This window comes from Bacteroides sp. UBA939, assembly GCF_002293435.1.
In the GTDB taxonomy this organism is placed as follows: Bacteria; Bacteroidota; Bacteroidia; order Bacteroidales; family Bacteroidaceae; genus Bacteroides.
The window spans coordinates 15,244-28,863 of sequence record NZ_DBDF01000068.1; the positions used below are offsets into that span (position 1 = coordinate 15,244).

Sequence of the window (13,620 nt, forward strand, 5' to 3'; positions counted from 1 at the left end):
ATTGAGTGTACAAGATGAAAGTTCTGTTTATTGTTCAAGGAGAGGGTCGTGGCCATCTGACGCAAGCTATTACGCTGGAAGAAATCTTACGGAGAAACGGGCATGAAGTAGTAGAGGTATTGGTAGGGAAAAGCAATAACCGCCGTTTACCGGGCTTCTTCAATCGTAGCATACAGGCACCGGTGAAGCGTTTCCTCAGTCCGAATTTTCTGCCGACTCCTGCCAATAAGCGGGTAAGCTTGTCTCGTAGCATAATATATAATCTGATGCAGCTTCCTGTTTACTTCCGTAGTGTGTGCTATATTCGCCGGCGTATCCGGGAAAGTGAAGCAGACCTGGTTATCAATTTCTACGAACTACTGACCGGATTGACTTATTTCCTGTTTCGTCCCTCCGTGCCACAAATCAGTGTCGGACATCAATATCTCTTTCTGCATCGTGATTTTGATTTTCCCGATAAGGATTCATTTAGCTTGTTAATGCTTCGTTTCTTTACGCGGCTTACCTGTATTGGAGCTAAAGAAAAGTTAGCCCTCTCATTTCGTCCGATGGAAGAAGATAACGATGCTCATATTTCTGTAATTCCCCCCTTACTCCGCCGGGAAGTTCTGTGTTGTGAACCGACTGATGGGGATTATGTGCATGGATATATGGTTAATACAGGCTTTGGTGACAGTATCGTGCAGTGGCATAAACAGCATCCTGAGATTCCGATGCATTTCTTTTGGGATAAACCCGATGAAGAGGATGTATATCAACCCGATGACACGTTATCATTTCACCAATTGGATGATGAAAAGTTTCTTCGTTACATGGCAGGATGCCGGGCGTATGCCACTACAGCCGGTTTCGAGTCTGTATGTGAAGCCATGCTTCTCAAAAAACCCTTACTGATGGTACCGGTACATATTGAGCAGGATTGTAATGCTTACGATGCGTCACGTAATGGCGCAGGCATTGTCTCAGATGTTTTTGATGTGGATCGTTTGCTTGATTTCGCCCAAAAGGATTATCAACCCGAGGATGACTTCCGCAGATGGGTACGCAGTTGTGAACGGAAGATATTGAATAGCATAGAAGCTGTGGAAGGAATAGGCTTGGTAAATGATTATAGACTGGCGTATGAATAAAAAAACAGGTTTAGTTACCCCACATATAGAACGTGATCTAAGCTGGATGTATTTCAACCGCCGCATCCTGCAGGAAGCCATGAAGCCGGATGTACCCTTACTTGAACGGCTTTCCTTTCTTGGTATTTATTCCAATAATCTGGATGAATTCTTTCGTGTCCGTATGGCAACGCTTAGCCGTATAGCTGAGAGTGAGGGTAAAGTTCTCCATGCCGAACGTGAACATGCCAAACAGCTTATTAAGTGCATCAATAAGCTGAATAGCCAATATGCCAAAGAGTATGAATATACCATTAGTGAAGTAACTGATTGCCTGCGTAAAGAGAATATCTTTATCTTAAAGGAAGATGAACTGGACGAAGAACAACAGAGATTCATCAATGACTTTTTTCGTAGAAAGCTCAGTGGCTTTGTTAGTCCGGTCTGGTTCTCAGCCGTAAAACGATTGACGGACGCCACAGACGAAAGCATTTATCTGGCTGTAAAAATGGAAATATCAGCAGATGAGATAACTTGCGGTGCAAAGAAAAAGTGCCCTCGCCCGGATTATGCACTGATAGAACTTCCCGTCCCCATGTGCGGACGCTTCATTCGCTTGCCCGACCGTAAGGAATGTAGCTATTTGATGTATCTGGATGATGTTATCCGTTTCTGTCTGCCCGTGATATTCTCCGGAATGAAATATAATTTATTTCAGGCTTATGCTTTCAAGTTTACGAAAGATGCCGAAATGGAAATTGACAATGACTTGAATCATAATATACTTCAGAAGATTTCCAAAGGTGTGAGGAGCCGTAAGAAGGGGAATGCCTTACGAGTAATCTACGATATTGATATGCCACGTGATTTACTCAAACGGGTAGTTGGTCATTTGCATTTAGACAAACTGGACACTGTGCTCGGTGGCGGGCGTTATCATAATCATAAGGATTTGATGGCCTTTCCTGATTGCGGGCGTTCCGACTTAAAATACCCTTCTTGGTTTCCTATCCTGAAACCGGAACTGGAGGAAAACGTAAGCCTGTTGCGACTCATTCAGAAGCAAGACCGCTATATCCACGTTCCTTACCACAGTTTTGATTATTATATCCGTGTTCTTCAGGAAGCTGCTATCAGTAAGAATGTAAAAAGCATAAAGACTACCCTTTACCGCCTGGCGAAAGACTCCAAAGTGGTGAAAGCATTGATTTGCGCAGCCCATAACGGCAAAAAGGTGACAGTTGTCATTGAACTGCTGGCGCGTTTTGATGAAGTATCCAACATAGACTGGTCCAAGAAAATGCAAGATGCAGGTATTCATGTCATATTTGGGGTAGAAGGATTGAAAGTTCATTCAAAGATTGTCCATATTGGAATGAAATCAGGCAATGATATAGCTTGCATCAGTACAGGAAATTTCCACGAAGGAAATGCGCGTATGTACACTGATTATATGTTGATGACTACGTTGTCTTCGATAGTGCGTGATGTTGATTCCGTATTCTCTTTTATAGAAAAGCCATACTCGCCTGTACATTTCAAGGAATTGTTGATATCTCCTAATGAGATGAAATCGTGTTTCATCCGCCTGATTAATGAGGAAATCAAAAATCGGAAGTCGGGTCGTCCGGCATATATCCGGGTGAAGGTGAACCACATTACAGACCCTGATATTATCAAGAAACTGTATGAGGCTTCGGCAGCCGGAGTTCCTATAAATATGTTGGTGCGCGGAAACTGCTCATTAGTAACAGGAATTCCCGGATTGAGTGATACCATTCACATTAATGGTATTATTGATCGCTATCTGGAGCATTCGCGTATATTCATTTTTGCAGCGAACGGTGAAAACAAGACTTTTATCGGTTCGGCAGACTGGATGCCGCGTAATCTTGATAATCGTATAGAGGTAATAACCCCTGTATATGATGTCCGGATAAAGGAAGATTTGTGGAAAGTCATTGATTTCGGACTGCGTGATACGCGCCAGGGGAGTATTGTTGACGGAACGGGAGAGAATCGTCCCTGGGTGGACAATGATGATAAGCCCTTCCGGTCGCAGGAAGAATTGTATAAACATTATATTGCTTTAAATGATAAATAGAATTATGCCGAATACATGCTATGCCGCTATAGATATTGGTTCTAATGCGGTGAGACTATTAATAAAAAAGGTGAAGGATGACGAAACGTTGGTAAACAAGAAACTATCGAAGGCGTTGATGCTACGTGTACCGTTGCGACTTGGTTTTGATGTGTTTTCCTTAGGAGAAGTATCTGATGAAAAGACAGTGAAGTTACAACGTCTCATGAAGGCTTTCCGGCAATTGATGAAGATTTATGATGTTACGGATTATCGTGCCTGCGCCACTTCTGCCATGCGCGATGCCCGTAACGGCAAGTCCATTATCAAAAAGATACAGAAAGATACGGGTATCACTATTGAAGTTATTGACGGACAGGAAGAAGCCCACATGATTTATAATAACCATATTGAATGTATGGTTGACCGTACCGGTAACTATATCTATGTGGATGTTGGCGGTGGCAGTACGGAAATCAATTTGTTGGTTGATGGTGAATTGCAGCATTCTCTTTCGTATAATATCGGTACAATTCGTATGCTTAACGGTGCGGTATGCGAAAATGTATGGTCGCAGATGCACGAAGACCTGGCACGGCTGACGGAAGGTCTGGGGGAAGTGAATATTATAGGTTCCGGCGGTAACATCAATAAACTCTATCGACTGGCCGAAAAGAAAGACAGGAAGAATTTACGATTACCGGTAACTTCATTACAAACCTTGTACGAGGAACTATTGCCTTTGACACCCAAGCAGCGCATGGAAGCATTCAACTTGAAAGCAGACCGTGCAGATGTAATTGTACCTGCTTCCGAAATCTTTCTGGCAATTGCGAAAGTAGTTCGTTCGGAATACATATGTGTACCGGTTATAGGATTGGCTGATGGTATAATAGGCAGCTTATATGAAGAAAAAGAAATGAGGCATTAATTAGTTGAGTTAGCTTCGGCTTCTTTCTTCTCCATCTTCTGCTGCAACCTCTTCAACTTCCATTTGTTCCAGAATATCAATTCTTTCCAGTGGTCGAAGTCCTTTTTGAAGATGATGCCTATGCCTTGTGTTGTCAGGTTGGTTTTTGTATAATAGCGGTCGTTGGTTTCATTATATGCTTTCAGACGAATGTCCCCACTTCGGTTTACGAGCCATTCCGCTTCAAAGTCACCTACAAAGTTCGTGTTTGCCATCGGATTTTCACGATAGCCGAAGTTACCGTTAATAAGCAAGCGATTATTCAACAACTGCCCCGAAAGCATACCCTCAAATTCCATGTCCGTCCATCCTTTTTCGCCGGTACTGAAGTTTGTACCGAAATTCCAGTTATTGCTATTGATGATGTGCGACAGCGCATTGTTTAGCTGTCCGGAAAGTGTTGACGAAAGTACGGAAGACATCATGTTGGAGTTTTGCGCCCTGTCCACATAATCCGTAGCATAGAATTTACCGATACTCAGCAGATAAAGTATCTGCATATTCATCTGCTCGTCCGTAGGAATGTAATTGCGGATAAGCGCCTGCACTTCGTCCCGCTCACTGGGCACTTCCAATCCCAGCTTGATATCCGGAGAGGTAAGCTGTCCGGTCAGGTTCATCGTACAGTTTACTTTGATATTGGTCTGGTTCATATAGTCGTTGGCGTTCGGCATAAGGTCGTTCAATGAAGCTGAGTTTACCGTATAACCTGCCCGGATATCTAACGTAGCGTCCAACGGGTTGCCGTTGAAGGTGATTGTACTTCCATCCTTAATGGTAAAATCCTTGCGGATAACTTCCTGCAAGCTGAATTTATACACTCCCTGACTGATACGGTAATTACCGAACATCCTCACATCGCCTGCTTTATTATAGAACTCGGCACGGATATTTCCCGTCCCCCGTCCACTGATGTGGTCGTCGGTTATGGGATCCATAACCATTTTCATGGTAGCATCCGGAGTAGCTTCAACAAGCAGGTTCAGACGGATATCCGTGTCGTTACTTTCTTCTTCCTGACGTATTTCCCGTTGTGCCAGTTCATAATCCGATACCAATTGTATGGAATCCAATATGGCACGTCGCGGGGTCATGTCTACAAACTTGATAAACTGATTGCTGGCTGCCGAAGATACATTATCTTTTATATAGACGAAGTTCGTATTGCGGTTGGTGGTGATTGCTACATCAATGTTCACCCCATCCTGTGCATTACCGGCAATCTGCGCATTACCTGTGCCGTATACAGTTCCGTAGAAAGGAAAATCCAATGACTCTTTCGTGTTCATCACCAGCATGTTGTTCACTTCAAACCGGAAACGGTATTCCGGATTCTTAAAGTGCGTATAATGCAGGTACCCGTTAACGCGACCTTGGTTGCCTTGCGTGTCGAGGACGCGGTTGTTTGCAAAAGTCAGCCCGTCAGGTTCTATACGGACACTATCCTTTACAGAGTAAGTGGTATTCAGCACATCTACTTTCATGGAGGCATCGGCAAGTACGTTTCCTTGCATCGTGAGTTCCTTGAAACCACCGTAAAAATGTACGTGCCCGCTTGCCCGTCCGTTGAATTCGGGAGTAATCGTGTTTATGAAATATTCTATGAATTTCAGGTTGGTATTGTCCGCTTCAATCTGCAGGTCGAGCGCGCTTTTAGACTTTAGCGGATAGATATACCCGGATACATGGCTCTTGGCTATGTCTTTTTCGCGGATATGCGCATCCAGGTAGATGCCTTCCACTTCATTGTGCCATTCGCCATGAATGTTGGCGTCTCCCAATAAACCACTGTTTAAACCGAGATTCCGGATAAAAAGGTCGGTGTGCATAACAGGGTTTTTCAGCACTCCGCTTGCAAATGCAGGCCCGGTGGCTTCACCTTGGAAATTGACATTCAGATTGACTATGTCGAATACGTATCCGATATTGATATCTTTCAAATCCATGCGTACGGTGTCTTCAGGCTGATCCGACATCACTCCGTTGATGCGCAGATACCGGTCTTCGTGACTGAAGTAAAAGTCATTAATATGTATTTTGCCGGAATCCATCACTACTTGCGATGGGTGTATTTTCCACAAAGTATCATTGAGTATGATATCGGTTTGCCGGACATCAACCACTGTTTTTAAGGCCGGAATCGCTTTCTTCGCGTAGGAAGGTTTATTCTGTTTGGCAGGCTGTTCGCGCATGAAGTGTGCCAAAGCGTCAAGTTTGCCGCTATAGGTTACAGTACCGTTGTTTCCCCAGTTCAGCATAGTCTGGATGCGGTTATCTTTTGCCTGCGCTTCCAACGATACATTTACCGCCCCTTCCGGTTTCCGGTTGGTGAGCCGAACCCGTGCATGGAAGTTGTCACCGGGATTTTCGCATAACACCATGCCCGATTCTATGAAGTTGTTTCCGTAGCGTAGACGGGGGAAATATCCTTCTACCCGCAACCGCTGCGCTTTATCATTGAAATAGCCCTTGACGGTAGAATGGGTGTATACTCTTACAGGTATATCGAATATTGTAGCGAAGAAGTCCGTATTGAGGATGTTCACATCAAAATGGAAGTTGTTTTGAGTATCTGTCGGCTTCTTATCCGGCAATATCAGTGCGGGGATATACCTTCGCATAATGTTTAGTACACCGACCGGTAGTGTGCGATAGGAGTAGTCTCCTTCAATGCTTGCGTTAAGGAAATTAGATGTTACAGTCAGCCGTTTATGGTGGTCGTTCTGCCGGGTGGCGGCTATTTTCAGGTTATCCAGCGAATATTCCTTTTCCGGAGCAATGAAGTGTAAACTGTCAATATTGATTTCTCCATTCATTTCGTCAATGGAACCACCGGTGAAATCGGCTGTCAGTTGAACGGAAACCTCCGCATCTTCGTACTTGGGTGTCAAGAGTAGATTGTGAGGGCGCACCTTGCGTATGTCGGCGTGGAAGTTGAATGTCGGTATGCGACTGGTAGTGTTTATGCTACCATTCAGGAAAACAGAACCGTTCTCATCGTTCAATGCTACTTTTCCGTTGAAACCGCCCTGTTTATACTCTCCGTCCAAGGTAATGTTTTCATAGTTATAATCACTGTAATCAATGGATGCAACCAGCCCTTTCATCGTGACGGATGGATATTGATTCTCATTGTGATTACCTGTAATATTAAGGTTGAACGTAACTTTCCCCAATTTTTCATTCGCCAGCATTTTACCGAAGTCAAAACCCTCTGTTTTAACAGCTCCCGAATAGGCAAAATGCTTCGTCTCTTTATTTGAACTCAGTTTTACGTCTGTTTTGAGGAAACCTACGTCAGTGCGCACCATACCGTATGTTACAAGGTCGGTGAAATACCCCGATATTTCTCCGTTAAACGAGATGGTTCCTAACCGTTGCAAGATTGGCGGAACTCCTTCATAGTTCTTGCTTAGATTACGGATCAGAAAAGCGACTCCTTCCGGGTTGGCATACAAATTGGAGAGGTTACCGAATACAAAGGCATCCTGAGGACGGTTTAAATCCTGGAAGGAAACTTCTCCTCTCAACCGGAAATGCTCGTTACCCGTAATCGATAAATAGGGGCAATTCAACTGGTTGAACGTCCCGTCGGCTTTTATTTCGACCTGCAGTTTCTCTTTGAAAGAAGAAAAAGGAGGTAGAAAGGCTGCCAAATCATAAGGTGTAATGTTCGACGGTAGTATATGACACGAAAAGCGTACGTCATTGCCGAAATTGCCAAAGGCTTCAAAATTGTCATAATCCATGTGTATGGTGTCCGTAGTCAGCGAAGTATTTGGCAAGTCGATGGCAAAATTCTCAATGCTCATCTTCTTATCATTGCCCACAACTTTGAGGCTTAATTTCTTTAGTTCGAAACCGGAATGTTCTTCTTCGACGCTTAATCGCTTTATGGCCGCATTGATGGAGTCCTTCTGTAATGCCTTCAATGAAATATTGGCGATAATATCGCGTAGCTGTATATGTTGCGCATTGAACTTTCCGGGCGTTTCTTCTGCCGAAAGTACATCGTAGGATACCTTGCCGCGACGCATCAGTAAGGAATTGATGCGCAAATCCAGATTAGTCTGTTTCTTTACGGTATCTTTTGAGGAAAAAGCGTCGAGCACGAATTGAAAGTTAGGTATGTCTTCCGGTGTTTTCTTTTCCAGAACAGCGTTGAAACCAAACATTTGAACATTGCTGATAGATATCTTTTTCCTGAACAGGGGAAATATGTCGAATCTTGCCGATAGCCGGGTGACTTTCAGCATCTCTTTGCCGGACTGGTCGTCCAATAACAAATCGTCAACAATAATGCGGTTCAACAGTCCTATGTCTATCCGCCCAATGGTTAGTTTTGCGCCTAAAACCGTGGACAGTTCGTTGGCCACCAATACGGAAAGTTGCTGCTGAACGTAAGGAATGTTCAACAATAACATAATCCCGATATACAACCCTAATATGATACCGAGTACCCAGCGTACCGTCTTTTTTAACTTTCTGATAAGCGTTTTGTTTGAATGAGCCAACAAAAATATAAAATAATACGTTATCAATGCTATTTTTATCGCTACTTTTGCACCGTTTAACCATAAATAAACGATATGAGTATCATAATTTTGGGGATAGAAAGTTCGTGCGACGACACTTCTGCTGCTGTTATCAAGGATGGATACCTGTTGTCCAATGTAGTTGCCGGCCAGGCAGTGCACGAAGCCTACGGTGGTGTGGTGCCCGAATTGGCTTCGCGTGCGCATCAACAAAATATAGTTCCGGTGGTTCACGAAGCGTTGAAACGCGCCGGAGTGACCAAAGAAGAATTGAGTGCGGTGGCATTCACAAGAGGCCCCGGATTGATGGGTTCTTTGTTGGTGGGCGTCTCGTTCGCAAAAGGTTTCGCTCGGTCTCTGGGAATCCCGATGATAGATGTTAATCACCTGACAGGTCATGTGTTAGCCCATTTCATTAAAGAAGAGAATGAAGAAAACACTCAGCCGGATTTTCCTTTCCTTTGCCTGCTTGTGTCAGGTGGAAATTCGCAGATAATACGGGTGAAAGCATACAATGATATGGAGATTATAGGGCAGACAATAGATGATGCCGCCGGAGAAGCCATTGATAAATGTTCCAAGGTCATGGGGTTGGGTTACCCCGGTGGACCGATTATTGACAAGCTTGCCCGGCAGGGCAACCCCAAAGCGTATACTTTCAGTAAACCCCATATTCCCGGATTTGATTACAGTTTCAGCGGATTAAAAACGTCGTTTCTTTATTCGTTGCGCGACTGGATGAAAGAAGATCCTGATTTCATCGAGCATCATAAGGTTGATTTGGCAGCCTCCCTTGAAGCTACTGTTGTCGAGATTCTGATGGATAAACTGCGCAAGGCAGCCAAGGAGTATAAAATTAAAGAAATAGCTGTGGCTGGAGGCGTGTCGGCTAATAACGGCCTGCGCAATGCTTTCCGTGAACATGCCGGGAAGTATGGATGGAAGATATTTATCCCTAAATTCAGTTATACAACGGATAATGCCGCCATGATTGCAATCACCGGTTATTTTAAATATCTGGATAAGAACTTTTGTTCAATTGATGCACCGGCTTACTCGCGTACGACCTTGTCATAAAAAGAATTTCAGAACACTTTTATAGCCAGATCGTACCCCCACCGTACCAACACCCTATCCGCTCCTTACCAAGTCCATACCTGCTCCTCTTGTATAGACAAGGAGAAAACAAGGATTTGGTACGTTTCGGGTGGTTGGAGGCAGGAGAAATAGAACAATAAATGAAAGAATCCATAATCGAGGATGTATGAAAATTGAAGAAGAGATTGGATATGTACTGAAGTTGAAGAATTTATCCCTTTCCACCGCCGAAAGTTGCACGGGAGGAAACATCGCTGCTCTGATAACTTCTGTTCCGGGAAGCTCGGAATACTTCAATGGTGGGATTGTAGCGTATTCTAATGAAGTGAAAATGTCCTTGCTCGGCGTTTCGGCCGGTACTCTGGACAATCATGGGGCTGTCAGCCGTGAAACTGTGATTGAAATGGTGAAAGGTGCGATGAAAGCGATGAATACCGATTGCGCCGTCGCCACATCAGGGATTGCAGGCCCCGGAGGGGGAACACCGGAGAAGCCGGTTGGTACTGTATGGATTGCTGCTGCCTATAAAAATGAAATTATTACATTTAAACAAGAAGGCGATAACGGAAGAACCGGAAACATACAAAACGCTGTTCAAAATGCTATCATGATGCTTTATAGAGTTTTAAAATGAACAAAAAATGCTATCAGACAGCGAATTATTTTAGGAAATACTTGTTTGGTAACGATAAAAGTACTTACTTTGCACTCTGTTTAAAATAAGTATAGATAAAAACTATAAAACTAAGATAGAAATGTCGAAAATTTGTCAAATTACAGGAAAGAAAGCCATGATTGGCAACAATGTTTCACATTCAAAGAGAAGAACAAAGAGAACCTTTGATTTGAACTTGTTTAATAAAAAGTTCTATTATGTAGAGCAAGACTGCTGGATTAGCCTTAGCCTTTGCGCTAACGGCCTGCGTATTATTAATAAAAAAGGATTGAACGCAGCTTTGAATGATGCGGTAGCTAAAGGTTATTGTGATTGGAAAAGCATTAAAGTAATTGGCTAAAGAGAGAAGAGGAGATACTGATTATGGCAAAGAAAGCAAAAGGTAATAGAGTACAAGTGATTCTGGAATGTACAGAACACAAAAATAGCGGTATGCCGGGAACCTCTCGTTATATCACTACCAAGAACAGAAAGAATACTACCGAGAGATTGGAGTTGAAAAAATACAATCCTATCTTGAAAAGAGTAACAGTACATAAAGAAATTAAATAATAAGTATAATCCATGGCAAAGAAAACAGTAGCAAGTTTGCACGAAGGTTCTAAAGAAGGTCGTGCTTATACAAAAGTTATCAAAATGGTTAAGTCTCCGAAAACCGGCGCTTACACCTTTGACGAACAGATGGTACAAAACGAAAAAGTACAAGACTTTTTCAAAAAGTAAGATTGACTGTCGAAAGGCATTTATTTATAAAATCCCCTTATCGGAATACGGTAAGGGGATTTTTTTATGTCATATTCCCCGTACTTTCATTACTTTGTTATATCTTTGTGCAATAATGTGTTGTATTAATAGATAAGATATGGGACTTTTAAGTTTTTTCTCTAAAGAGAAGAAGGAAACATTAGATAAGGGATTGTCTAAGACGAAAGAAAGTGTGTTCGGAAAGATTGCCCGCGCTGTGGCAGGAAAGTCGAAAGTGGACGATGAAGTGCTTGACAATCTGGAAGAAGTGTTGATAACATCGGATGTGGGCGTAGAGACCACATTGAATATAATTCAACGGATAGAAAAACGCGCTGCGGCAGAGAAGTATATGAATGTACAGGAACTCAATACCATTCTGCGCGATGAAATTGCAGCTTTGCTGACAGAAAACAATTCGGACGATGTAGATGACTTTGAAACCCCGATTGAAACGAAACCCTATGTCATTATGGTAGTAGGAGTGAACGGCGTAGGAAAAACAACCACCATCGGCAAGTTGGCTTATCAATTCAAGAAAGCGGGTAAAACCGTTTATCTGGGCGCCGCAGATACTTTCCGTGCAGCGGCTGTAGAACAATTGTGTATTTGGGGCGAACGGGTAAACGTTCCCGTTATTAAACAAAAAATGGGTGCCGACCCGGCTTCCGTAGCCTTTGATACCTTAAGCTCTGCTGTGGCCAACAATGCAGATGTAGTAATTATTGATACGGCGGGACGTCTTCATAACAAAGCGGGGTTGATGAACGAACTCACGAAAATCAAGAATGTAATGAAGAAAGTAGTACCCGATGCCCCCAATGAAGTATTGCTGGTATTGGACGGTTCCACCGGGCAAAATGCCTTTGAACAAGCCAGGCAATTTACCCTGGCGACAGAAGTAACGGCAATGGCTATCACGAAATTAGACGGTACGGCTAAAGGTGGCGTAGTCATCGGGATTTCCGACCAGTTCAAGATACCTGTTAAATACATCGGACTGGGTGAGGGCATGGAAGACTTGCAGGTATTCCGTAAGAAAGAATTTGTTGACTCATTGTTCGGAGATAACGCATGAAACGGAAAACCATTGATCTCATTACATTAGGTTGTTCTAAAAATTTAGTGGATTCAGAGCGTCTGATTCGCCAACTGGAGGAAGTAGGCTATCACGTGACCCACGACAGTGAAAAGCTTCAAGGTGAAATTGCAGTTATCAATACATGCGGTTTCATCGGAGATGCAAAGGAAGAATCCATTAATATGATTTTGGAATTTGCACAGGCAAAGGAAGAAGGAAAACTGGAGAAATTGTACGTAATGGGCTGCCTCTCGGAACGCTATTTGAAAGATTTAGCCATTGAAATTCCGCAGGTAGATAAGTTCTATGGTAAATTCAACTGGATGGAATTGTTGCAGGAGCTTGGTAAGGTTTATCACGAAGAACTGCATATAGAGCGCACTTTGACCACTCCAAGGCATTATGCGTATCTGAAAATCTCCGAGGGTTGTGACCGGAAATGCTCGTATTGCGCCATTCCCATTATAACCGGCGGGCACGTATCGCGTCCGATGGAAGAAATCCTGGATGAAGTCCGTTATCTGGTAGAAAAAGGAACGAAAGAATTTCAGGTCATTGCCCAGGAATTGACATATTATGGCATTGATTTATACAAGAAACAAATGCTCCCTGAACTGATTGAACGCATTTCCGAGATTCCCGGCGTGGAATGGATACGATTGCATTATGCCTATCCGGCACACTTTCCCACAGAATTGTTCCGGGTGATGCGTGAGCGCCCCAACGTATGCAAATATATGGATATCGCTCTTCAGCATATCAGCGACCCGGTGTTGAAGAAAATGCGCCGCCAGGTAACTAAGGAAGAAACCTATCGCTTGCTGGAAGATTTCCGTAAGGAAGTACCGGGCATCCATTTGCGTACCACGCTGATGGTGGGGCATCCCGGAGAAACCGAAGCTGATTTTGAGCAACTGAAAGAATTCGTCCGTAAGGTTCGTTTCGATAGAATGGGAGCTTTTGCATATTCGGAAGAAGAAGGCACTTATGCCGCCACACATTACACGGATGAGATACCCCAGGAAGTGAAACAGGCGCGTTTAGATGAAATAATGTCTATCCAACAAGGCATTTCTGCCGGGTTAAGTGCGGCGAAAGTAGGACAATGTATGAAAGTTATCATAGATCGTATGGAAGCGAACTATTATATAGGGCGCACTGAATTTGACTCGCCCGAAGTGGATCCTGAAGTTTTAATAGAATCAGACGGAAAAACGTTGCATATTGGTAACTTTTATCAGGTGGAAATCATAGATTCCGATGATTTCGATCTTTTTGGTCGAATTATTTGAATATTTATTCCAAAGAATTTGTATATATGCAT

At 43.3% G+C, this 13,620-nt stretch carries 11 protein-coding genes; 10 read left to right on the plus strand and 1 reads right to left on the minus strand.

Going from position 1 to position 13,620, the window contains the following annotated elements:
* Nucleotides 1-14: 14 nt before the first annotated feature.
* From B2Z67_RS04740 to B2Z67_RS04750, 3 genes are read left to right on the plus strand one after another with little or no spacing between them, the layout of a single operon-like run.
* Nucleotides 15-1,130: a glycosyltransferase family protein gene (locus B2Z67_RS04740; protein WP_291528670.1), complete on the plus strand. Its 1,116-nt coding sequence runs from the start codon at nt 15-17 to the stop codon at nt 1,128-1,130.
* Nucleotides 1,123-3,213, plus strand: coding sequence for an RNA degradosome polyphosphate kinase (locus tag B2Z67_RS04745; protein ID WP_291528671.1), 2,091 nt, complete (start codon nt 1,123-1,125; stop codon nt 3,211-3,213). Before B2Z67_RS04740 ends, B2Z67_RS04745 begins: the two co-directional genes overlap by 8 nt.
* Before the next feature lie 4 nt (nt 3,214-3,217).
* Nucleotides 3,218-4,123 carry a Ppx/GppA family phosphatase gene (locus B2Z67_RS04750; RefSeq protein ID WP_291528696.1) on the plus strand — a complete coding sequence of 302 codons (906 nt, stop codon included), beginning with the start codon at nt 3,218-3,220 and terminating at the stop codon, nt 4,121-4,123.
* On the opposite strand, the gene B2Z67_RS04755 is transcribed toward B2Z67_RS04750, so the two are convergent.
* Entirely contained in the window at nt 4,120-8,586 is a 4,467-nt protein-coding gene (locus B2Z67_RS04755) for a translocation/assembly module TamB domain-containing protein (RefSeq protein ID WP_291528672.1), read from the minus strand. The genes B2Z67_RS04750 and B2Z67_RS04755 overlap by 4 nt on opposite strands.
* A gap of 165 nt (nt 8,587-8,751) precedes the next feature.
* Here B2Z67_RS04755 and tsaD point away from each other — a divergent pair, with 165 nt between their 5' ends.
* The 7 genes from tsaD to rimO all read left to right on the plus strand — a co-directional run bounded on the left by tsaD (nt 8,752) and on the right by rimO (nt 13,588).
* Nucleotides 8,752-9,774, plus strand: a complete 1,023-nt coding sequence (gene tsaD / locus B2Z67_RS04760; protein ID WP_291528673.1) for a tRNA (adenosine(37)-N6)-threonylcarbamoyltransferase complex transferase subunit TsaD — start codon at nt 8,752-8,754, stop codon at nt 9,772-9,774.
* Nucleotides 9,775-9,961: 187 nt separating this feature from the next.
* Entirely contained in the window at nt 9,962-10,429 is a 468-nt protein-coding gene (locus B2Z67_RS04765; RefSeq protein WP_291528674.1) for a CinA family protein, read from the plus strand.
* 121 nt (nt 10,430-10,550) lie between these two features.
* The gene (gene rpmB, locus B2Z67_RS04770; RefSeq protein WP_291528675.1) at nt 10,551-10,811 is read left to right on the plus strand and encodes a 50S ribosomal protein L28; all 261 of its coding nucleotides are present in this window, start codon (nt 10,551-10,553) and stop codon (nt 10,809-10,811) included.
* Between the two features lie 23 nt (nt 10,812-10,834).
* The gene (gene rpmG / locus B2Z67_RS04775) at nt 10,835-11,023 is read left to right on the plus strand and encodes a 50S ribosomal protein L33 (RefSeq protein ID WP_156737426.1); all 189 of its coding nucleotides are present in this window, start codon (nt 10,835-10,837) and stop codon (nt 11,021-11,023) included.
* A gap of 12 nt (nt 11,024-11,035) precedes the next feature.
* Nucleotides 11,036-11,194, plus strand: coding sequence for a DUF4295 domain-containing protein (locus B2Z67_RS04780; protein ID WP_291528676.1), 159 nt, complete (start codon nt 11,036-11,038; stop codon nt 11,192-11,194).
* Between the two features lie 139 nt (nt 11,195-11,333).
* Nucleotides 11,334-12,293: a signal recognition particle-docking protein FtsY gene (gene ftsY / locus B2Z67_RS04785; protein WP_291528677.1), complete on the plus strand. Its 960-nt coding sequence runs from the start codon at nt 11,334-11,336 to the stop codon at nt 12,291-12,293.
* Nucleotides 12,290-13,588 (plus strand): 30S ribosomal protein S12 methylthiotransferase RimO, encoded by a 1,299-nt coding sequence (rimO, locus tag B2Z67_RS04790; protein WP_291528678.1) that lies wholly within the window; start codon nt 12,290-12,292, stop codon nt 13,586-13,588. The genes ftsY and rimO overlap by 4 nt, the downstream gene beginning before the upstream one ends.
* Nucleotides 13,589-13,620: the final 32 nt, after the last annotated feature.

Excerpts from the sequence above, each read along its gene's own strand:
- rimO (WP_291528678.1), top strand. The coding sequence starts at position 12,290 with ATGAAACGGAAAACCATTGATCTCATTACATTAGGTTGTTCTAAAAAT.
- B2Z67_RS04745 (WP_291528671.1), top strand. The coding sequence starts at position 1,123 with ATGAATAAAAAAACAGGTTTAGTTACCCCACATATAGAACGTGATCTA.
- rpmG (WP_156737426.1), top strand. The coding sequence starts at position 10,835 with ATGGCAAAGAAAGCAAAAGGTAATAGAGTACAAGTGATTCTGGAATGT.
- ftsY (WP_291528677.1), top strand. The coding sequence starts at position 11,334 with ATGGGACTTTTAAGTTTTTTCTCTAAAGAGAAGAAGGAAACATTAGAT.
- tsaD (WP_291528673.1), top strand. The coding sequence starts at position 8,752 with ATGAGTATCATAATTTTGGGGATAGAAAGTTCGTGCGACGACACTTCT.
- B2Z67_RS04765 (WP_291528674.1), top strand. The coding sequence starts at position 9,962 with ATGAAAATTGAAGAAGAGATTGGATATGTACTGAAGTTGAAGAATTTA.
- B2Z67_RS04750 (WP_291528696.1), top strand. The coding sequence starts at position 3,218 with ATGCCGAATACATGCTATGCCGCTATAGATATTGGTTCTAATGCGGTG.
- B2Z67_RS04740 (WP_291528670.1), top strand. The coding sequence starts at position 15 with ATGAAAGTTCTGTTTATTGTTCAAGGAGAGGGTCGTGGCCATCTGACG.
- B2Z67_RS04780 (WP_291528676.1), top strand. The coding sequence starts at position 11,036 with ATGGCAAAGAAAACAGTAGCAAGTTTGCACGAAGGTTCTAAAGAAGGT.
- rpmB (WP_291528675.1), top strand. The coding sequence starts at position 10,551 with ATGTCGAAAATTTGTCAAATTACAGGAAAGAAAGCCATGATTGGCAAC.
- B2Z67_RS04755 (WP_291528672.1), bottom strand. The coding sequence starts at position 8,586 with ATGTTATTGTTGAACATTCCTTACGTTCAGCAGCAACTTTCCGTATTG.